At 24.9% G+C, this 18,782-nt stretch carries 27 protein-coding genes and 1 tRNA gene; 25 read left to right on the top strand and 3 right to left on the bottom strand.

The genetic code is table 11. The features are described 5' to 3' along the window. Position 1: 1 nt before the first annotated feature. Positions 2–1,003 carry a tRNA dihydrouridine(20/20a) synthase DusA gene (gene dusA, locus BTSPAZIEG_RS01900; RefSeq protein ID WP_075472921.1) on the bottom strand — a complete coding sequence of 334 codons (1,002 nt, stop codon included), beginning with the start codon at positions 1,001–1,003 and terminating at the stop codon, positions 2–4. A 204-nt stretch (positions 1,004–1,207) separates the two neighbouring features. On the opposite strand from dusA, the gene ssb reads away from it, so the two are divergent. Next, positions 1,208–1,741 carry a single-stranded DNA-binding protein gene (ssb, locus tag BTSPAZIEG_RS01895; protein WP_075472919.1) on the top strand — a complete coding sequence of 178 codons (534 nt, stop codon included), beginning with the start codon at positions 1,208–1,210 and terminating at the stop codon, positions 1,739–1,741. A gap of 57 nt (positions 1,742–1,798) precedes the next feature. Here the strand turns inward: ssb and BTSPAZIEG_RS01890 are convergent, their stop codons facing one another. Then, positions 1,799–2,575 carry an alpha/beta fold hydrolase gene (locus BTSPAZIEG_RS01890; RefSeq protein WP_075472916.1) on the bottom strand — a complete coding sequence of 259 codons (777 nt, stop codon included), beginning with the start codon at positions 2,573–2,575 and terminating at the stop codon, positions 1,799–1,801. Between the two features lie 157 nt (positions 2,576–2,732). Here BTSPAZIEG_RS01890 and BTSPAZIEG_RS01885 point away from each other — a divergent pair, with 157 nt between their 5' ends. Beyond that, positions 2,733–3,314 carry a NifU family protein gene (locus BTSPAZIEG_RS01885; RefSeq protein ID WP_075472914.1) on the top strand — a complete coding sequence of 194 codons (582 nt, stop codon included), beginning with the start codon at positions 2,733–2,735 and terminating at the stop codon, positions 3,312–3,314. Between the two features lie 55 nt (positions 3,315–3,369). Here BTSPAZIEG_RS01885 and BTSPAZIEG_RS01880 read toward each other — a convergent pair. Then, positions 3,370–3,460 (bottom strand) — tRNA-Ser (locus tag BTSPAZIEG_RS01880). Positions 3,461–3,680: 220 nt separating this feature from the next. On the opposite strand from BTSPAZIEG_RS01880, the gene aroK reads away from it, so the two are divergent. From aroK to rpsQ, 23 genes are all read left to right on the top strand, one after another. After that, positions 3,681–4,217 (top strand): shikimate kinase AroK, encoded by a 537-nt coding sequence (gene aroK, locus BTSPAZIEG_RS01875; RefSeq protein ID WP_075472912.1) that lies wholly within the window; start codon positions 3,681–3,683, stop codon positions 4,215–4,217. A 30-nt stretch (positions 4,218–4,247) separates the two neighbouring features. Further along, the gene (aroB, locus tag BTSPAZIEG_RS01870) at positions 4,248–5,348 is read left to right on the top strand and encodes a 3-dehydroquinate synthase (RefSeq protein ID WP_075472910.1); all 1,101 of its coding nucleotides are present in this window, start codon (positions 4,248–4,250) and stop codon (positions 5,346–5,348) included. Between the two features lie 45 nt (positions 5,349–5,393). After that, entirely contained in the window at positions 5,394–6,062 is a 669-nt protein-coding gene (gene rpe / locus BTSPAZIEG_RS01865; RefSeq protein WP_075472908.1) for a ribulose-phosphate 3-epimerase, read from the top strand. Between the two features lie 55 nt (positions 6,063–6,117). Beyond that, positions 6,118–7,125, top strand: a complete 1,008-nt coding sequence (gene trpS / locus BTSPAZIEG_RS01860; protein ID WP_075472906.1) for a tryptophan--tRNA ligase — start codon at positions 6,118–6,120, stop codon at positions 7,123–7,125. A gap of 61 nt (positions 7,126–7,186) precedes the next feature. Next, the gene (locus BTSPAZIEG_RS01855; RefSeq protein ID WP_075472904.1) at positions 7,187–7,942 is read left to right on the top strand and encodes an FKBP-type peptidyl-prolyl cis-trans isomerase; all 756 of its coding nucleotides are present in this window, start codon (positions 7,187–7,189) and stop codon (positions 7,940–7,942) included. A gap of 82 nt (positions 7,943–8,024) precedes the next feature. Further along, positions 8,025–8,411 (top strand): sulfurtransferase complex subunit TusD, encoded by a 387-nt coding sequence (tusD, locus tag BTSPAZIEG_RS01850; RefSeq protein WP_075472902.1) that lies wholly within the window; start codon positions 8,025–8,027, stop codon positions 8,409–8,411. A 27-nt stretch (positions 8,412–8,438) separates the two neighbouring features. Further along, a complete protein-coding gene (tusC, locus tag BTSPAZIEG_RS01845) occupies positions 8,439–8,801 on the top strand; it encodes a sulfurtransferase complex subunit TusC (protein ID WP_075472900.1) in 363 nt (120 codons plus the stop codon). Positions 8,802–8,805: 4 nt separating this feature from the next. After that, positions 8,806–9,093 carry a sulfurtransferase complex subunit TusB gene (tusB, locus tag BTSPAZIEG_RS01840; protein ID WP_075472898.1) on the top strand — a complete coding sequence of 96 codons (288 nt, stop codon included), beginning with the start codon at positions 8,806–8,808 and terminating at the stop codon, positions 9,091–9,093. A 100-nt stretch (positions 9,094–9,193) separates the two neighbouring features. Then, positions 9,194–9,568 carry a 30S ribosomal protein S12 gene (rpsL, locus tag BTSPAZIEG_RS01835; protein WP_075472896.1) on the top strand — a complete coding sequence of 125 codons (375 nt, stop codon included), beginning with the start codon at positions 9,194–9,196 and terminating at the stop codon, positions 9,566–9,568. Positions 9,569–9,588: 20 nt separating this feature from the next. Next, a complete protein-coding gene (rpsG, locus tag BTSPAZIEG_RS01830; protein ID WP_075472894.1) occupies positions 9,589–10,059 on the top strand; it encodes a 30S ribosomal protein S7 in 471 nt (156 codons plus the stop codon). A gap of 52 nt (positions 10,060–10,111) precedes the next feature. Next, on the top strand, positions 10,112–12,223 hold the full coding sequence (fusA, locus tag BTSPAZIEG_RS01825; protein ID WP_075472892.1) for an elongation factor G: 2,112 nt from the start codon (positions 10,112–10,114) through the stop codon (positions 12,221–12,223). A gap of 57 nt (positions 12,224–12,280) precedes the next feature. After that, complete coding sequence (tuf, locus tag BTSPAZIEG_RS01820) at positions 12,281–13,465, top strand: elongation factor Tu (RefSeq protein WP_075472890.1); 1,185 nt, start codon at positions 12,281–12,283, stop codon at positions 13,463–13,465. 211 nt (positions 13,466–13,676) lie between these two features. Continuing rightward, positions 13,677–13,988 carry a 30S ribosomal protein S10 gene (rpsJ, locus tag BTSPAZIEG_RS01815; protein ID WP_075472888.1) on the top strand — a complete coding sequence of 104 codons (312 nt, stop codon included), beginning with the start codon at positions 13,677–13,679 and terminating at the stop codon, positions 13,986–13,988. Between the two features lie 35 nt (positions 13,989–14,023). Next, positions 14,024–14,653, top strand: coding sequence for a 50S ribosomal protein L3 (gene rplC, locus BTSPAZIEG_RS01810; protein WP_075472886.1), 630 nt, complete (start codon positions 14,024–14,026; stop codon positions 14,651–14,653). A gap of 23 nt (positions 14,654–14,676) precedes the next feature. Further along, positions 14,677–15,282 (top strand): 50S ribosomal protein L4, encoded by a 606-nt coding sequence (gene rplD / locus BTSPAZIEG_RS01805; RefSeq protein ID WP_075472884.1) that lies wholly within the window; start codon positions 14,677–14,679, stop codon positions 15,280–15,282. Further along, positions 15,279–15,578: a 50S ribosomal protein L23 gene (gene rplW, locus BTSPAZIEG_RS01800; RefSeq protein ID WP_075472882.1), complete on the top strand. Its 300-nt coding sequence runs from the start codon at positions 15,279–15,281 to the stop codon at positions 15,576–15,578. Before rplD ends, rplW begins: the two co-directional genes overlap by 4 nt. Positions 15,579–15,606: 28 nt before the next feature. Next, positions 15,607–16,428 carry a 50S ribosomal protein L2 gene (gene rplB / locus BTSPAZIEG_RS01795; RefSeq protein WP_075472880.1) on the top strand — a complete coding sequence of 274 codons (822 nt, stop codon included), beginning with the start codon at positions 15,607–15,609 and terminating at the stop codon, positions 16,426–16,428. Between the two features lie 20 nt (positions 16,429–16,448). Then, positions 16,449–16,739: a 30S ribosomal protein S19 gene (gene rpsS, locus BTSPAZIEG_RS01790; RefSeq protein WP_075472878.1), complete on the top strand. Its 291-nt coding sequence runs from the start codon at positions 16,449–16,451 to the stop codon at positions 16,737–16,739. A 14-nt stretch (positions 16,740–16,753) separates the two neighbouring features. Then, positions 16,754–17,128 carry a 50S ribosomal protein L22 gene (gene rplV, locus BTSPAZIEG_RS01785; protein ID WP_082252449.1) on the top strand — a complete coding sequence of 125 codons (375 nt, stop codon included), beginning with the start codon at positions 16,754–16,756 and terminating at the stop codon, positions 17,126–17,128. Continuing rightward, positions 17,106–17,807, top strand: a complete 702-nt coding sequence (gene rpsC / locus BTSPAZIEG_RS01780; protein WP_075472874.1) for a 30S ribosomal protein S3 — start codon at positions 17,106–17,108, stop codon at positions 17,805–17,807. Before rplV ends, rpsC begins: the two co-directional genes overlap by 23 nt. Before the next feature lie 17 nt (positions 17,808–17,824). Then, on the top strand, positions 17,825–18,235 hold the full coding sequence (rplP, locus tag BTSPAZIEG_RS01775; RefSeq protein WP_075472872.1) for a 50S ribosomal protein L16: 411 nt from the start codon (positions 17,825–17,827) through the stop codon (positions 18,233–18,235). 2 nt (positions 18,236–18,237) lie between these two features. Further along, on the top strand, positions 18,238–18,438 hold the full coding sequence (gene rpmC / locus BTSPAZIEG_RS01770) for a 50S ribosomal protein L29 (RefSeq protein ID WP_075472870.1): 201 nt from the start codon (positions 18,238–18,240) through the stop codon (positions 18,436–18,438). Beyond that, complete coding sequence (rpsQ, locus tag BTSPAZIEG_RS01765; protein ID WP_075472867.1) at positions 18,435–18,698, top strand: 30S ribosomal protein S17; 264 nt, start codon at positions 18,435–18,437, stop codon at positions 18,696–18,698. The genes rpmC and rpsQ overlap by 4 nt, the downstream gene beginning before the upstream one ends. Positions 18,699–18,782 lie beyond the last annotated feature (84 nt).

Raw genomic sequence — 18,782 nt, 5'->3', positions numbered from 1 at the left:
TTTAATATTTTTGTAAAGAGTTTATAATATGAGAAGGAAAAATTTTTAGAGAATGATGTAATAATTTTTTTAAATTTTTAGTGTATTTTATTTTTTCACATATATATTTTTTCCAATTTTTAGAATTATAAATTCCATTAAAAATGTTTAAAAAATGTTTAATAATATTAATTGGTGCAATTCCATATTTTCTTTGTTGTTCTGTATATTCCATCATTTTATTTAATATTTTTAATATATTATAGTTTTTTTTATTTTGGAAGAAAATATGATCAACTTGTGTTAATAATAATGGATTTTTATAAATTTCTCGTCCTATCATAATTCCATTTAATTTTTTTAAATGTAATTTAGATTCGCGTAAATTTTTGAGACCTCCATTTAAAACAATGATTAAATGCGGAAAATATTTTTTAATTTTATATACATATAAATAATTTAATGGCGGTATTGTTCTGTTTTTTCGAGTGCTTAATAATGTTAAATCAGCATTACGCGCATGAATAATAAATCGAATACAATATTTTTTTTGGGAGACTATTTCAATAAAATTTTTTAAAAATTCAAAATTTTCTTTTTTAGTTATTCCTAAGCGAATTTTGATACTTATAGGAATTGAAACGGTATGATAGATATTTTTTATAATTTCAAAGACTAATTTTGGTTTTTTCATTAAAAAAATACCAAAATTTCCTTTTTTTGCATTTTTTGAAGGACATCCTAAATTAATATTAATTTCTTGAAAACCTATTTTTTCTGCCCATTGGGAACAAATTAAAAAATCATATACATTATTTCCCGCAAGTTGTAATGCAGTCGGAGGATAAATTTGAATATTTTTATTTTTAAATTTATAAATTATTTGATTAGTTGTTAACATTTCAGTATATAATAAAGTTTTTTTTGTTAATTGTCGATAAAAAAAATGACAATGTAAATCTGTATATTTTACCATAGGTGCTACTGAGAATTTATATGGATATTTTATTTTTTGAAAATGCATAATGTTTATCCTAAAAAATAATAAAAATATTTTTAATAGTATGATAAATAAAATTTTAAATTTTTTATATTTTTAAAATTTTTTTATATTAATAAATATTTTTTATAGTATTATAACTTAATTTTTAGATATATATGCTGTTTTTTTTATGATATAATTTAAATATAATTTTTTATATTTTTAAAAGAGGTAAACAATTTATTTATGGCAAGTCGTGGAATTAATAAAGTAATTTTAATTGGAAATTTAGGACAAGATCCTGAAATTAGATATATGCCTAATGGAGGCGCTGTGTTAAATATGACTTTAGCAACTTCAGATACTTGGAAAGATAAAAAGACTGGAGAAGCTAAAGAAAAAACAGAATGGCATCGGCTTGTAGTATTTGGTAAATTAGCAGAAATTGCGGCACAATATTTACATAAAGGATCGCAAATTTATATTGAAGGATCTTTGCAAACTCGTAAATGGCAAGATCAAAATGGAATTGATCGTTATATTACAGAAGTAATTGTTAATATTACCGGAACTATGCAAATGTTAGGAAATAGAAATTCTAATCAAAATATTTCTCGAGATTCTTTAGGTACAAAATATTCTTCTTCAATTTCAGAAAAAAAAAATAAAATTCAAGATGAAAATTATTCTTTAAAAAATTCAGATGAAGAATTAAAAAAACAAGACAATTTAATTAATTCAACTACTAAATTAGATTTTGAAGATGAAATTCCTTTTTAATAAATATAAAAAAATAAAATATAATTTTTACTATATTTTAAAAATTTTATATATTTTTTAAAAAAATTTAATATTATAAATAATATCATTTATAATATTTAGAAATAACTTTGGATGTGTAATAAATGGTACATGAGCAGCTTGTTTAATAATATAAAATTTTCCATTATACAAAATATTTTTTAATTTTTTTTCTATTTTTATTGGAATTAAAAGATCTAATTTTCCATATATTCGAAAAATTGGAATTTTTAAATTTATTATTTTTTTTCGATTGTCAATTTTTTTTAACCATTGAAAACCTTGTAAAATTGCGTCAGAAGTAGGTAATTTTGTAAAAAAATTTTGAAAAATTTTTTTTTGAGTAAAGAAGGAATTTTTTTTTAAAGAGATATGTATATTATAAAATTCTAATAAAAAATTTTGATAAGAATTTAACATATTATTTTTTATTGATATTAATGTTTTTTTTTTAATTCCTGGCCATTTATTTTTTTTTAGAAAAAATGGAGAAGAAGCAATTAAAATAACTGCATAAGTACGATTTGGAAAATAATAACCTATATATGTAGCTAATAATCCACCAAGAGACCAACCGATCCAGATAACTTTATGAGGTAAAATTGATAATAAAAAATTTGATATGTTTGTAAAATTCATTAAATGAATATTTGAATTATTACCATATCCAGGAAAATCAAAAACATAAATAGTAAATTTTTTTAATAAAAAAGGAAAAATAGAATACCAAATATTAGAATTGAATCCCCATCCATGAAATAAAACTATTGGGATTTTTCCAATACCATATACAGACCATAAAATTTTTTTCATAAAAAATCAATCATTATAAAATTAAAAAAGATATCATATTTTAACATTTAAAATATAAAAAATATATTTTTAAATTGAATATAATATTATAAAGATTTTCATAGAAAAATAGTTTTATATATTAATCATTTTTTTTACGGATAAGAATAATTTTATTATGATTAAATGTTCAGAGTTAGCTCAATTACATTTTGTTCAATTGTTAAAAAAACAACCTAAAAAAACTTTTATTAGAATATTAATAAATTTTCCAGGTACTGCACATGCTACTTGTAATTTATTATTTTGTCATTTTGATGAAATTGATTTTTCAATAGATAAAGAAATTCAATTTTCTGGTTTTAATATATATGTAAAAAAAATTTTTCTTCCATATTTGAAAGATTCTATTATTAATTTAGTTAATCATACCACTGAAACACAAATTGTTTTAAAAGCTCCATTTATTAAAAAAAAACTTTGTATAAAAAAAACAGCTTCTTTATTTGAACGTGTAGAACATTTTTTTTTGACAGTTATTAATCCAATGTTATTACAACATAATGGTTATGTAAAAATATTACAAATTGATGCACAAGGAAAAATTTTTGTAAAATTTAAAGGGGGATGTAATGGATGTTCAATGATCAATGTTACATTAAAACAAAATATTGAAAAATTAGTATTAAATAAATTTCCACATTTAACAGGAATACATGATATAACTAAACATTTTCGAAATTCAAATTCATATTATTAATTAATTTTTACAGAATTAAATAATAATAATATATTTTTTATATAATAAAAAATTATGGCGGTGAGAAAGGGATTCGAACCCTTGATACATGATAAATGTATACATGCTTTCCAAGCATGCTCTTTCAACCTCTCAGACATCTCACCAAATTTAAGAAATATTTTTTATTTGAATTTTATAAAGTTAATAGTTATAATAATAAAAATTTTATATAGGTCAAGTTTTTTTATATATTTTTTATATTTCATATTATAATATTTATAATATAAATAAAATTTAAACATGTATTTTTAAATTTTTTTTAAATATTATTAATATATTTAATTTTTTTTAAATATATTTTATTTTTTTTGGTGACATAATTTTATGGTTGAAAAACAGAATATTTTTTTAATTGGTCCGATGGGTGCAGGAAAAAGTACTATTGGACGTCAATTAGCAAAATTTTTACATATGAAATTTTATGATTCTGATTTAGAAATTGAAAAACGAACAGGAGCAGATATTTCGTGGGTATTTGATGTTGAAGGAGAAAAAGGTTTTCGATTACGTGAAGAAAAAATTTTAAATGAATTGACTCAAAAAAAAAATATTGTTTTAGCTACAGGTGGAGGATCTATTTTATCAGAATGTGCTCAAAAATATTTTATAACACGTGGTATTGTAATTTATTTAAAAACAACTATTGAAAATCAATTAATTCGTATTCCTTCAGATAAAAAAAGACCTTTATTAAATACAAAAAAAACACAAAAAGATAAAAAAAAAATTTTAGAAAATTTAGCTTATGTACGAAATCCGATATATAAAAATATATCTGATATTATTGTTGATACGACTTCAAAAAATCCTAAAATTTTAGTTGTTCAGATTTTTAAAATTTTAAAAAATTTTCAAAAATAAAAAATTTAAAAATTTCCTTGAGTATTACTTATGTTAAAAAATACAATTTATGTTGATTTAAAAAAGCGTAGTTATTATATTTATATTGGTAAAAATTTTTTAAAAACAAGAGAAATAAAAAATTTATTTAGTATAAATACAAAACATATTCTTATTATGGATCAAGTGGTTCAAAAATTATTATCAAAAGAATTTTTTTCTGATTTTCCAATTTTTAAAAAAAAAACAAATGTTATTGTTTTAAAAGAAGGAGAAAATTATAAAAATTTACATACTGTAGAAAAAATTATTTCTATTTTATTAAAAAAAAAATGTAATCGGGATACTACTTTAATTGCTTTAGGAGGTGGAGTTATAGGAGATATAACAGGTTTTGTAGCTTCTATTTACCAACGTGGAATTTCATTTATACAAATACCTACTACGTTGTTGGCTCAAGTTGATTCTTCTATAGGAGGAAAAACAGGTGTAAATCATATTTTAGGAAAAAATATGATTGGTTCTTTTTGGCAACCATTAGGAGTTTTTATTAATCTTGAATTTTTAAAATATTTACCTAAAAAACAAATCTTATCAGGTATTTCTGAAATTATTAAATATTCTATTATTTTTGATAAGAAATTTTTTATATGGTTAGAAAAAAATATTTTTTCTCTTTTAAATTTAGAAGAAAAAGCATTACAGTATTGTATATATAAATGTTGTTGTTTCAAAACTAAAATAATTGAATCAGATGAAATGGAAAATTCTCAACGAGCTTTATTAAATTTGGGTCATAGTTTTGCGCATGTAATTGAAACATTTATGGGTTATGGTTCTTGGTTACATGGATATGCAGTTTCTGCTGGTATTATATATTCTGCATATGTTTCTTATATTTTAAATTTTTTATCAAAAGATATTTTATTTCGAATTATTTCTATTTTTAAAAAAATTAAATTACCATTAAGAGGTCCAAATAATTTAAATGCGTTAAAATATGTAGAATTATTAAAATATGATAAAAAAAATTCTCACGGAAATATTTGTTTAATTTTACCGCATAATTTAGAAAATGTGAAAATTCATAAATCAATTGATTCAAAAATTATTATTCAAGCTATTGAAAAATCTCATAAAAACAATTTTTAAATATATTTTTATTTAATTTTGAAAGAATTTTAGGTTAAATAATGTATGAAAAAAATATTGCTTGCTCCATCTATTCTTTCTGCAAATTTTTGTAAATTAGGAAAAGAAGTACGACAAGTATTACAATTTGGAGCTGATATTATTCATTTTGATGTTATGGATAATCATTACGTTCCTAATATTACGTTTGGTCCTTTAGTATTAGAATCTCTACGTAATAATAATATCGTACATCCTATTGAAGTACATTTAATGGTACATCCAGTTACAAAAATATTAATTAAAAATTTTATTGATGTTGGTGCGACAACTATTATAGTGCATCCTGAAACAACATATGATTTGAATAATATAATAAATTTTATTAAAAGTTTTGGATGTAAAGTTGGGCTTGCATTAAGTCCGAATATTGAAATAAATTATTTATATCCCTTTTTAGATATAATTGATATAGTTTTAGTAATGTCTGTTATGCCAGGTTTTGGAGGCCAAAAATTTTTATTAGAAATTTTTCAGAAAATTTCTTGTATTAGAAAATTATTAAATGAACAAAAAAATACTATTTTGTTAGAAGTTGATGGAGGAGTAACACTACAAAATGTTAAAAAAATTGTTACAGTTGGTGCAGATATAGTAGTATTAGGTACTTCTCTTTTTGGTACAAATGATTATCAAAAAACTTTGAAAAATTTTAAAAAAATTTTATTTATATAAGAAATTAATTTTTTTATATAATATTATCTCTTTTAAAAAAATTTTAGGATTTTTTATGAATAATTTTGCAGAGAATATAATTTTTACTGGAATTCAACCATCTGGAAGATTAACATTAGGTAATTATTTAGGGACTATGAAATATTGGAAAAATTTTCAGAAATCTTCTAAATGTTATTTTTGTATTGCTGATTTACATGTTTTAACAACGTCTTTAAAAGATAGAACATATTTTTTAAAAAGAACAATTTTGGATACTTTATCTTGGTATTTAGCTTGTGGTATTGATTATAAAAAAAATATTATTTTTGTTCAATCACATGTTCCTGCGCATAGTCAATTGTATTGGATATTGAATTGTATTAGTTATTATGGTGAATTATCGCGTATGACGCAATTTAAAAATCAAGTATTTTTTAAAAAAAAAAATATTAATTTAGGTTTATTTGGTTATCCGGTATTGATGGCTTCTGATATTTTATTATATCAATCAAATCTTATATTAGTAGGACAAGATCAAAAACAACATTTAGAATTTACTCAAAAAATAGCAAAACGTTTAAATTCAATATATGGAAATATTTTTATTATTCCACAAATATTTATTCCAATTTTTGGAAAAAAAATTATGGGATTACAAAATCCTTTAAAAAAAATGTCTAAAACTGATAAAAATCAAAAAAATGTAATTTTTTTAGAAGATCCAGTAAAAATTTCTATTTCAAAAATACAATTATCTATAACTGATTCAGACAATCCTCCTCGTATTGTATATGATCCTCAAAAAAAACCAGGTATTTCGAATTTATTAATTATTGGTTCTTTATTAAGCGACCAAAAAATTGAAATTTTAGAAAAAAAATTTTTGAATAAAACTTATCAACAATTTAAAGATTGGGTGTCTATTGTTTTAAAAAATTTTTTAAAAAAAATACAAAATTTATATTTATATTATCGGAAAGATGAATTAAAATTATATCAAATTTTAAAAAATGGTTCAAAAATTGCTAATAATAATGCTCAAAATTTTTTGCATAAAATTCAAAAAAAAATGAATATATAAAATTTTAAAAAATATAAAATTTTTATAAACATTATTAATATTAAGAAAAAGGAAAATAAAAATGTTTTATTTTTTAAAAATTTTAAGTAGTTTATATCTTATATTAAGTATAAATTCTTTTGCATATGCATCTTCTATGCCTCTTATAAAAAAAAATAATTTTGTTAAAAGTACTTTTGAACAAGCAATTATTACTAATGAAGATAAAATGTTATATTCAGTAGGTGTTTCATTCGGAAAAATGATTTTAGATTTTGTAAATAATTCTACAAATAAAAATATTATTCATGATCCTATGTTATTATATGTTGGATTATGGGATGCTCTTTCTAAAACAACAAAATTACCAAAAACTGAAATTAATAAATATTTACATGTTTTTTCTGATCGTGTTAGTCAAACAAATAAAGAGTTAGAAAATTTATTATTCAATAAAATTTCAAAATTAGATAGTGAATTTTTAGAAAAATTTTCTCAAGAAGAAGATGTTGAAAAAAGTTCTTTAGGAACTTTATATAAAATAAAAAATTTAGGTACTGGAGAATATGTACAAGATGATTCTACGATCTTAGTTCATTATAAAGGATCTTTAGTTGATGGAACAGAATTTGATAATTCATATAAAACAGGTGTTCCAATTAAATTTATTTTAAATCAAACGATTCCGACTTGGAGAGAAAGCTTAAAATTATTAAAAAAAGGTGGAAAAATTTTATTAGTAATACCATCTGATATAACTCAAAAAATGTCTAAAATTCCTGGTATTCCACATTCTTCAACTTTAATTTTTGAAATTGAAGTTTTAGATATTTTGTAATTTTTTAAATAATTATTTTTTATAAATTTTTGAATATAAAAATTATATATAATTTTTACAAAAATATGATATTAAAATTGATATGAAATATATTTTAACTGTTTCTGGCCCTCCATATGGTACTCAAAACTCTAATTCTGCATTATTATTTGCTCGTGCATTAATCTTGAAGAAACATCAATTAAAAAGTATTTTTTTTTATTCATTAGGAGTATACAATGCTAATAGTATGATTTATCCCTCACAAGATGAATTTAATATTATAAAAAGTTTTATAAAATTATCTTTTTTACATCAAATAAAATTATATATTTGTATGAATTCTGCATATCAAAAAGGAATTCTTTCTAAGGAAATGGCATTAAAATTAGGTTTTTTGGATGGTAATTTGTCTAAAAATTTTCAATTAACTGGATTGAGTACATTAGCTGTTCAAATATATAAATGTGATCGTTTTATACAATTTTAACTATAATAATATAAAGTTATAAATGATATGAAAAAATCAATAGCATTTTTTTTTTCAAAAGGACCATATGGAAATAGTATAACAAAAGAAGGTTTAGATATATTATTATCTTTATCTTTAACTATGAAAAAAATTAGTATTTTTTTTATAGAAGATGGTATTTTCCAATTATTAAAATCTCAAAAACCAGAACATGTTTTATTGAAAAATTATGTTTCTGCTTTTAAAATTTTACCTTTATATGGTGTTTGTGATTTTTTTTTTTGTTTAAAATCAGCTTATGAACGTGGTTTTTATAATGATAAAGATTTTATTGTAAAAGGAATTTTTTTAAAACAAAAAAAAATAAATAAAAAAATTCGTAAATTTGACATTATTTTTAAATGGTAACTATATGTTACATATTTTGTTTAATTCTCCATATCAAATATCTTTAAATTCTTTAAAAATTTTTAGTCAATCATCAGATGAAATTATTTGTTTACAAGATGGAGTCATTTTAGGAATTAAAAAAAAAATTTTAGATATTAATTTTTTAGATTTTTTTCATAAAGTATATTGTTTAGAAGAAGATTTAAAAGCAAGAGGATTGTTTAAGTTTGTTATACGAAAAGTTTGCATTATAAATTTTTTGGGATTTGTAAAATTAACAGAAAAACATAAAATTAATATGACATGGTGAATAAAAAAGTTTTATTTGATTTTTTTAGGTATTTTTTATAAAAAAAATTATATTTTTAAAAAATCTTAAATTTTTAATAATTTTTATAAAGGCATAAATAATGGCCACAATTAATCAATTAGTACGAAAATCTAGAAAACGTAAATTAACAAAAAGCAATGTTCCAGCATTATCTCGATGTCCCCAAAAACGTGGAGTTTGTATTAGAGTATATACAACTACACCTAAAAAACCTAATTCTGCATTACGAAAAGTATGTCGAGTTCGTTTAACTAATGGATTAGAAGTAACTGCTTATATTGGAGGAGAAGGTCATAATTTACAAGAACATTCTGTTATTTTAATTCGAGGTGGTCGTGTAAAAGATTTACCTGGTGTTAGATATCATATTGTCAGAGGTTCTTTAGATTGTGCAGGTGTTAAAGATCGAAAAAATGGTCGATCAAAATATGGCGTTAAAAAACCAAAAATTTAATTTTTTAGGAGTAAAATAAAATGCCTCGTCGTCGTATTGTTGGAAATAGAAAAATTTTGTTTGATCCTAAATTTGAATCAGAATTATTAGCAAAATTTATTAATATTTTAATGATAGATGGAAAAAAATCTATTGCTGAAAATATTGTATATTCTGCTTTAAAAATTGTTGCTAAAAAAATGCGAAAAAAAGAATTAGAAATATTTGAGTTAGCATTAGAAAATGTAAAACCATCTGTAGAAGTAAAATCACGTAGAGTTGGAGGATCTACATATCAGGTGCCAGTAGAAGTTAGACCAACGCGAAGAAATACATTAGCAATGCGATGGATTATTTTGTCTGCGCGTAAAAGAAATGATAAATCTATGTTTTTAAGATTAACGAATGAATTGTTAGATGCTATTGGAAATAAAGGTGCAGCAGTTAAAAAAAAAGAAGAAGTACACAAAATGGCAGAAGCAAATAAAGCATTTGCTCATTATCGATGGTAAAAATTTTTTTAAAAAAAATTAATGAAGTTTTATTATTCTTTCAAGGAATTTTATGGGTCGAAAAACACTTATTACACAATATCGTAATATTGGAATTAGTGCACATATTGATGCGGGGAAAACTACAACTACAGAACGAATTTTATTATATACTGGTGTAAATCATAAAATTGGTGAAGTACATGATGGTGCAGCTACTATGGATTGGATGGTACAAGAACAAGAACGTGGTATTACTATTACTTCTGCAGCTACTACTACTTTTTGGTCTGGTATGGCTAAACAATTTTTACCTCATCGAATAAATATAATTGATACTCCTGGTCATGTAGATTTTACAATAGAAGTTGAAAGATCGATGCGAGTTTTAGATGGCGCAGTTATGATTTTTTGTGCTGTAGGAGGAGTTCAACCTCAGTCTGAAACTGTTTGGAGGCAAGCAAATAAATATAAAGTACCACGTATTGCATTTATTAATAAAATGGATCGTATGGGTGCTGATTTTTTTTCTGTAATTTCTCAAATTAAAACTCGTTTACATACATTACCAGTCCCTTTACAAATACCTATTGGAAATGAAGAGAATTTTTCAGGTGTAATAGATTTGATAAAAATGAAGGCAATTAAATGGTGTGAAAAAGATCAAGGAATGACATTTACATATCAAGAAATTCCACATTCTTTAATTAAAATATCTCAAAAATGGCGTTCAAATTTAGTTGAAATAGCTGCAGAACATGATGAAAATGTTATGATGAAATATTTAAATAATGAATTTATTATGGAATCAGAATTAAAAAAAAGTTTAAGAAACTGCGTGTTAAATAATAAAATTACTTTGATTACTTGCGGCTCTGCTTTCAAAAATAAAGGAGTTCAAGCTTTATTAGATGCTATTATAGAATTTTTACCGTCTCCTCAAGATATTCCTGCGATTTCTGGTATTTTAGATGATAAAAGTGAAAAAAAAATATTACGTATACCTTCTGATAAACAGCCATTTTCAGCGTTAGCATTTAAGATAGCTTCAGATCCTTTTGTTGGGAATTTAACTTTTTTCCGTGTATACTCGGGAATTGTACGTTCTGGAGACACTGTTTTAAACTCGATAAAATTACATAAAGAACGAATTGGTCGTATTGTTCAAATGCATGCTAATAAAAGAGAAGAAATTAAAGAAGTATACGCAGGAGATATCGCAGCTGCAATAGGATTAAAAAATGTTATGACAGGAGATACATTATGTTCTTTAGATCATCCTATCATTTTAGAAAAAATGGATTTTCCAGAACCTGTTATTTCAATTGCTGTAGAACCCAAAACAAAAATTGATCAAGAAAAAATGGGACTTGCATTAAATCGGTTGGCAAAAGAAGATCCTTCATTTCGAGTATGGACAGATATAGAATCAAATCAAACGATTATTTCGGGTATGGGAGAATTACATTTAGAAATTATCGTAGATCGAATGAAACGGGAATTTGGAGTATCTGCAAATATTGGGAAACCACAAGTAGCATATCGAGAAACGATTAAAACAAAAATTTTAGGTATTGAAGGAAAACATATTAAACAATCTGGAGGAAGGGGGCAATATGGACATGTAGTTTTAGATTTATTCCCTCGCACAAAAGAGGAATTAAGTTATACTTTTATTAATGATATTAAAGGAGGATCGATTCCTGGTGAATATATTCCTGCAATTGATAAAGGTATTCAAGAACAATTAAAATCGGGTCCATTAGCGGGTTATCCAGTTGTAGATATTGTTGTTCGTTTATATTATGGGTCTTTTCATGATGTAGATTCTTCAGAGTTAGCGTTTAAATTAGCAGCCTCTTATGCTTTTAAAGAAGCTTTTAAACAAGCTACCCCGATTTTATTAGAACCAATTATGAAAGTAGAAGTTGAAACACCTGATACATATATGGGAGATGTTATCGGTGATTTAAATCGTCGTCGTGGCATTATTGAGGGTATGAGTGATGATGTTATAGGTGATAAAAAAATTCAAGCTATAGTTCCTTTATCTGAAATGTTTGGTTATGCAACTGATTTACGATCTCAAACGCAAGGTAGGGCTTCGTATTCAATGGAATTTTTTAAATATACTGAAACTCCTAAAATTTTGTCTCAAGAAATTATGAAATTGAGAATTAAATAAAACATTGAAAAAATAAAAAATTTATTTTTTTGTAAATATTTTAGTAAGGATATAAAAGTGTCAAAAAAAAAATTTGATCGTGTAAAACCACATATTAATGTTGGTACTATTGGTCATGTAGATCATGGTAAAACTACTTTAACAGCAGCTATTACAACTGTATTATCTAAAAAATTTGGTGGATTAGCGTGTGCTTTTGATCAAATTGATAATGCACCAGAAGAAAAAGCTAGAGGTATTACGATTAATACTTCACATGTTGAATATGATACCGCTAATCGTCATTATGCTCATGTAGATTGTCCTGGTCATGCCGATTATATTAAAAATATGATTACTGGTGCAGCTCAAATGGATGGAGCAATTTTAGTAGTTGCAGCAACAGATGGTCCTATGCCTCAAACTCGCGAACATATTTTATTAGGTCGTCAAGTCGGAGTTCCGCATATTATTGTTTTTTTAAATAAATGCGATATGGTTGATGATGAAGAATTATTAGAATTAGTAGAAATGGAAGTTAGAGATTTATTAACGCAATATGATTTTCCTGGAGAAAATATTCCAATTATTCGTGGTTCTGCATTAAAAGCATTAGAAGGCGAAAAAATTTGGGAAGATAAAATATTAGAATTAGCTAATTTATTAGATACATATATTCCTTTGCCAACACGTGCTATTGAAGATCCTTTTTTGTTACCTATTGAAGATGTTTTTTCAATTTCAGGACGTGGTACAGTAGTAACAGGGCGTGTAGAAAGAGGAATTATACGTGTTGGAGAAGAAGTAGAAATTGTAGGTGTTCGAGCAACTACAAAAACTATTTGTACTGGTGTTGAAATGTTTCGTAAACTTTTAGATGAAGGTCGAGCAGGAGAAAATGTTGGAATTTTATTACGAGGTACAAAAAGAGAAGAGATAGAACGTGGGCAAGTATTAGCAAAACCAGGTACAATAAAACCTCATTTGGAATTTGAAGCCGAAGTATATATTTTATCAAAAGAAGAAGGTGGTAGACATACTCCTTTTTTTAAAGGGTATCGTCCTCAATTTTATTTTCGTACTACTGATGTGACAGGTTCTATTGTTTTACCAGAAAAAGTAGAAATGGTTATGCCTGGCGATAATGTAAAAATGATAGTTAAATTAATTCATCCTATTGCAATGGCGGAAGGTTTAAGATTTGCAATTCGTGAAGGGGGTCGGACTGTTGGTGCCGGTATTGTTACAAAAGTAATTTTATAAATTTTTTTTATTTTGAATATTTTATTATTATAATGTTAGTCAAGATAAGAGTATCTTTTACTCTTTTCTTGATGTTATTTTTTAAAATATTGAAAAAATTTTTAAGTTCTTTAAGAATTTTTAAAAAATTTTTATATTTTTTTAATATTTTTTTTTAAAAAAAAATAATAAAATTTTTTTAATATTCAGTGTTTAAAGAGGTTTGTGTATTATGAAAAATCAGAGAATTCGAATTAAATTAAAAGCATTTGATCATCGATTAATTGATCAATCTACTATTGAAATTGTAGAAACAGCAAAAAGAACTGGTGCGCAAGTTCGTGGACCAATTCCTTTACCAACTCGTAAAGAACGTTATACTATTTTAGTATCACCACATGTTAATAAAGATGCGCGTGATCAATATGAAATTCGTACTCATAAACGTTTAATAGATATTGTTACACCAACCGAAAAAACAGTAGATGCATTAATGAGATTAGATTTAGCCGCAGGAGTAGATGTACAAATTAGTTTAGGATAAAAAAGGCATATTTTTTGAAAAGGAATAAAATTGATATGGTCGGTTTAATTGGTAAAAAAATTGGAATGACTAGACTTTTTACTATTGAAGGATTATCAATTCCTGCAACAGTAATAGAAATTAAAAAAAATATTATTACATGTATTAAAACTGTACAAAAAAATTTATATAATTCGATTCAAGTAACAACAGGAATTAAAAAAATACAACAAATTAAAAAGCCAGAAGCTGGACATTTTTTAAAATTAGGTATTCGAGTTGGATCTGGATTATGGGAATTTAAATGTTCAGATATTCATAAATTTTATTGTGGTCAAAAATTATCTGTTTCTTTTTTTTCAAAAATAAAAAAAGTTGATATTACAGGTATTTCAAAAGGAAAAGGATTTAGTGGAACTGTAAAACGTTGGAATTTTAGTATGCAAGATGCTACTCATGGTAATTCTTTATCACATCGCGTTCCTGGATCAATAGGTCAAAATCAAACTCCGGGAAGAGTTTTTAAAGGAAAAAAAATGGCTGGTCATTTAGGAAACTCTCGCGTTACAATACAAAGTTTAAAAATCATAAAAATTGATGAATCAAAGAATTTACTTTTTATTAAAGGCGGAGTTCCTGGTTGTACTGGTGGATATTTAAAAATTCGACCTTCAATAAAAGTATAAAATTTTTAAGAGGTATATGGTATATGGATGTAATTTTAAGAGATACTAAAGAAAAAATATTAATAAATAATAAAAATTTTTTAAAAAATTTTAATGAATCTTTAGTTCATCAAATTATAGTTGCATATTTATCTAGACAACGTCAAGGTAGCAAAGCTCAAAAAAATAAATCAGAAGTTTCAGGTTCAGGAAAAAAACCGTGGCGTCAAAAAGGAACTGGACGTGCACGTGCTGGTTCTTTACGTAGTCCTTTGTGGAGATCAGGAGGTGTAACATTTGCAGCAAAACCAAGAAAATTTATAAAAAAAATTAATAAAAAAATGTATAAAAGGGCATTACAAAGTATTTTTTCAGAATTAATTCGTCAAAAAAGATTGATTTTATTTCAAAATTTTGTAATTGAAAAACCAAAGACTCAAATTTTAGTTTCAAAATTAAAAAAATTAAATATAAAAAATGTTTTAATTATAACATTATCAATTGACAATAACTTATATTTAGCAGCACGTAATTTGTATCAAGTAAAGATTTTATCTGTTAGTAAAGTAGATCCTGTAAGTTTAATTTCTTTTAAAAATGTTCTTATGACAGTGAATGTTTACAAAAATCTTGAGGAGAGTTTAATATGATAAATGAAGAACGTTTATTAAAAGTATTAATTATGCCTCATATTTCAGAAAAGTCTTCTTATACTATGAAAAAAAATAATACTGTTGTATTAAAAGTTTTAAGAAATGCTACTAAATTTGAGATTAAAACTGCTATTCAATATTTATTTCGTGTTACAGTAAAAAAAGTTAATACCTTAATTATAAAAGGAAAACGAAAAAAACAAAAAAATGTTTTTTTTAAACGAAGTAATTGGAAAAAAGCATATGTTGTATTGAAAACAGGTCAAAATTTAAATTTTATGAGTTTAAATTAAGTAATTAATATTAAAAAGGAGATTTTTTTTGGCTATTATACGTTGTAAACCAACTTCACCTGGTCGCCGTCATATGATTAAGGTTGTGACTTCAAATTTATATAAAGGTCGTCCATTTGCATCATTAACATGTAAAAAAAAAAAAACTGGAGGTCGTAATAATAATGGGCGAATTACTATGCGACATATTGGGTCAGGACATAAAAGAAATTATCGAATAATAGATTTTAAAAGAATTAAAGATAATATTCCAGCAGTGGTACAACATATTGAATATGATCCTAATAGATCCTCTCATATTGCTTTGTTATTATATAAAAATGGTAGTCGTAATTATATTTTAGCACCAAAAAATTTAAAAATAGGAGATACAGTGATGTCTGGATCTTTAGCTCCTATTAAAATTGGTAATGCTTTGCCATTAAAAAATATTCCTATAGGTTCTATTATGCATAATGTAGAATTAAAATCAGGAAAAGGAGGTCAAATTGCGCGTTCAGCTGGTAGTTCAGCTCAATTAGTTTCTCGCGATAGTAAATATGCGATTGTTCGTTTACGTTCTGGTGAATTAAGAAAAATACATATAGAATGTCGTGCTACGTTAGGTGAAGTAGGAAATATTGAGCATATGTTACAATCTTATGGAAAAGCAGGTGCTGTTCGATGGAGGGGAGTACGACCTACAGTTCGAGGTACTGCGATGAATCCCGTAGATCATCCTCATGGAGGTGGAGAAGGTAGAAATTTCGGAAAACATCCAGTAAGTCCTTGGGGTTGTCCTACGAAAGGTAAGAAAACTAGAAAAAATAAACGTACTGAAAAATTTATTGTACATCATCGTCATAAATAATTTATAAAGGTTAATATATTATGCCTCGTTCTTTAAAAAAAGGTCCTTTTATAGATTCACATTTATTAAATAAAGTAAAAAACTCTGTAGAAAAAAAAGATAAAAAACCTATTAAAACATGGTCACGGCGTTCTACTATTTTTCCTAATATGATTGGATTAACAATATTAGTGCATAATGGTAAATTTCATATTCCTATTTTTATTACAGAAGAAATGGTAGGTCACAAGTTAGGTGAATTTTCTATAACAAGAACATTTAAAGGGCATTCTGCAGATCGAAAAACTAAAAAAGTGAATACAGTAACGTAAAGAGGAAGATGTGTATGAATGTTTGCGCAAAATCTAAAAAAGTGCGTTCTTCAGCGCAAAAAATGAGATTAGTAGTAAATATAATACGAGGAAAAAATGCTTTGGAAGCATTAAAGATTTTAGAAAATATTAATAAGAAATCTTCATATTTATTAAAAAAATTATTAAAATCTGCTCTTGCAAATGCTGAACATAATTATAATCATAAAATTTCTACTTTGTTTATTTCTAAAATTTTTGTTGATTCTGGACCTACAATGAAACGGATGTTACCTCGCGCTAAAGGAAGAGCTGATCGAATTTTAAAACGTACTAGTCATATTACAATGATATTATCACGTTTTCATAGAAAGCAGGAGATTAGTTATGGGACAAAAAGTACATCCTAACGGTATGAGATTAGGAATTGTAAAATCATGGAATTCAGTTTGGTTTGCTAGTAAAAAAGAATTTTCTAATTATTTGGAAAGTGATTTTCAAGTACGTAATTTTTTAATGAAAAAATTATCTAAAGCTTCAGTATCACGGATTGTTATTGAAAGACCCGCTAAAAGTATTCGAATTACAATTTATACAGCACGTCCCGGGATTGTTATAGGTAAGAAAGGTGAAGATGTTGACAAATTAAGAAAATTTATTACTGATATGACAACTTTTCCAGTGCAAATTAATATTTCTGAGATTAAGAAGCCTGAATTAGATGCAAAATTAGTAGCAGATAATATTACATCTCAATTAGAAAGACGTATTATGTTTCGTCGAGCAATGAAACGAGCTGTTCAAAATGCTATGAGGCAAGGTGCAAAAGGTATTAAAGTAGAAGTTAGTGGAAGATTAGGTGGAGCTGAAATTGCTCGACGAGAATGGTATCGTGAAGGAAGAGTACCATTACATACATTACGTGCAGATATTGAATACAATACTTCGGAAGCTCATACAACATATGGAGTTATTGGAGTTAAAGTATGGATTTTTAAAGGAGAAATTTTAGGTGGTACACCTTTATTAAATGCAACGGAAAAATTGTTAGGAGTTAAAAAACGTAATATACGAAAATATCGTAAATAAAAAAGGAAATTTTTATCATGTTACAACCGAAACGAACAAAATTTAGAAAAATGCATAAAGGGCGTAATCGTGGTGTAATTGTAGGGGATCAAGTTTTATTTGGAGAATTTGGACTTAAAGCGTTAAGTAGAGGTCGTTTAACATCTAAACAAATTGAATCAGCACGACGTACAATTACTCGATATATGAAAAGAATAGGAAAAATATGGATCCGTATTTTTCCAGATAAGCCTATTACTCAAAAACCTTTAGAGGTACGAATGGGTAAAGGGAAAGGTAATGTAGAATATTGGGTAGCTTTAATTCAACCTGGAAAAATTTTGTATGAAATTAATGGTATTTCAGAAGAAGAATCAAAAATAGCGTTTAAATTAGCATCTTCTAAATTACCAATTAAAACTGCTTTTATTAAAAAAATGGTACTATAAAAATGTTAAAATATCAAACATTAAAAAATAAAACAATATCAGAATTGAAAATTTTGTTATTAGATTTTTTAAGAGAAAATTTTAATTTACGTATGCAAATTTCTTCAGGTAAGCTTAAGCAAACTCATTTATTACGTAAAGTACGTAAAAATATTGCACGCTTAAAAACATTTATTATAACACAGAAGGTTATTTCTTCGTGATAAACAGTAAACATATTTTACAAGGTCGTGTATTAAGTAATAAAATGCAAAAAACAATAGTTGTTATTGTTATTCGACGGATTCAACATCCAATATATAAAAAATTTATTCAAAAACGCACTAAATTATATGTTCATGATGAACAAAATTTATGTATGATTGGTGATTTGGTTGAAATATTTGAATGTCGTCCAATTTCTAAATTAAAATCTTGGAAGTTATTGCGTATTTTAGAAAAAATTTCTCAAAGTAAAACATAATTTTAACATAATTGTAGAAGGCATGAATTATTGAAAATTTTTTTATCATGTCTTCTCGAATATAAATAAAAAATTTTGTTTTTT

This window comes from Buchnera aphidicola (Tuberolachnus salignus) (genome assembly GCF_900016785.1).
GTDB classification, from domain to species: Bacteria; Pseudomonadota; Gammaproteobacteria; order Enterobacterales; family Enterobacteriaceae; genus Buchnera_F; species Buchnera_F aphidicola_M.
Note: the sequence above shows the minus strand (reverse complement) of the source record. Positions and strands in the feature narration are given on the sequence as shown.

What these genes read in the sequence shown, in the direction of transcription:
- dusA (WP_075472921.1), bottom strand. Translation starts at nt 1,003, where the DNA reads ATGCATTTTCAAAAAATAAAATATCCATATAAATTCTCAGTAGCACCT.
- ssb (WP_075472919.1), top strand. Translation starts at nt 1,208, where the DNA reads ATGGCAAGTCGTGGAATTAATAAAGTAATTTTAATTGGAAATTTAGGA.
- BTSPAZIEG_RS01890 (WP_075472916.1), bottom strand. Translation starts at nt 2,575, where the DNA reads ATGAAAAAAATTTTATGGTCTGTATATGGTATTGGAAAAATCCCAATA.
- BTSPAZIEG_RS01885 (WP_075472914.1), top strand. Translation starts at nt 2,733, where the DNA reads ATGATTAAATGTTCAGAGTTAGCTCAATTACATTTTGTTCAATTGTTA.
- aroK (WP_075472912.1), top strand. Translation starts at nt 3,681, where the DNA reads ATGGTTGAAAAACAGAATATTTTTTTAATTGGTCCGATGGGTGCAGGA.
- aroB (WP_075472910.1), top strand. Translation starts at nt 4,248, where the DNA reads ATGTTAAAAAATACAATTTATGTTGATTTAAAAAAGCGTAGTTATTAT.
- rpe (WP_075472908.1), top strand. Translation starts at nt 5,394, where the DNA reads ATGAAAAAAATATTGCTTGCTCCATCTATTCTTTCTGCAAATTTTTGT.
- trpS (WP_075472906.1), top strand. Translation starts at nt 6,118, where the DNA reads ATGAATAATTTTGCAGAGAATATAATTTTTACTGGAATTCAACCATCT.
- BTSPAZIEG_RS01855 (WP_075472904.1), top strand. Translation starts at nt 7,187, where the DNA reads ATGTTTTATTTTTTAAAAATTTTAAGTAGTTTATATCTTATATTAAGT.
- tusD (WP_075472902.1), top strand. Translation starts at nt 8,025, where the DNA reads ATGAAATATATTTTAACTGTTTCTGGCCCTCCATATGGTACTCAAAAC.
- tusC (WP_075472900.1), top strand. Translation starts at nt 8,439, where the DNA reads ATGAAAAAATCAATAGCATTTTTTTTTTCAAAAGGACCATATGGAAAT.
- tusB (WP_075472898.1), top strand. Translation starts at nt 8,806, where the DNA reads ATGTTACATATTTTGTTTAATTCTCCATATCAAATATCTTTAAATTCT.
- rpsL (WP_075472896.1), top strand. Translation starts at nt 9,194, where the DNA reads ATGGCCACAATTAATCAATTAGTACGAAAATCTAGAAAACGTAAATTA.
- rpsG (WP_075472894.1), top strand. Translation starts at nt 9,589, where the DNA reads ATGCCTCGTCGTCGTATTGTTGGAAATAGAAAAATTTTGTTTGATCCT.
- fusA (WP_075472892.1), top strand. Translation starts at nt 10,112, where the DNA reads ATGGGTCGAAAAACACTTATTACACAATATCGTAATATTGGAATTAGT.
- rpsJ (WP_075472888.1), top strand. Translation starts at nt 13,677, where the DNA reads ATGAAAAATCAGAGAATTCGAATTAAATTAAAAGCATTTGATCATCGA.
- rplC (WP_075472886.1), top strand. Translation starts at nt 14,024, where the DNA reads ATGGTCGGTTTAATTGGTAAAAAAATTGGAATGACTAGACTTTTTACT.
- rplD (WP_075472884.1), top strand. Translation starts at nt 14,677, where the DNA reads ATGGATGTAATTTTAAGAGATACTAAAGAAAAAATATTAATAAATAAT.
- rplW (WP_075472882.1), top strand. Translation starts at nt 15,279, where the DNA reads ATGATAAATGAAGAACGTTTATTAAAAGTATTAATTATGCCTCATATT.
- rpsS (WP_075472878.1), top strand. Translation starts at nt 16,449, where the DNA reads ATGCCTCGTTCTTTAAAAAAAGGTCCTTTTATAGATTCACATTTATTA.
- rplV (WP_082252449.1), top strand. Translation starts at nt 16,754, where the DNA reads ATGAATGTTTGCGCAAAATCTAAAAAAGTGCGTTCTTCAGCGCAAAAA.
- rpsC (WP_075472874.1), top strand. Translation starts at nt 17,106, where the DNA reads ATGGGACAAAAAGTACATCCTAACGGTATGAGATTAGGAATTGTAAAA.
- rplP (WP_075472872.1), top strand. Translation starts at nt 17,825, where the DNA reads ATGTTACAACCGAAACGAACAAAATTTAGAAAAATGCATAAAGGGCGT.
- rpmC (WP_075472870.1), top strand. Translation starts at nt 18,238, where the DNA reads ATGTTAAAATATCAAACATTAAAAAATAAAACAATATCAGAATTGAAA.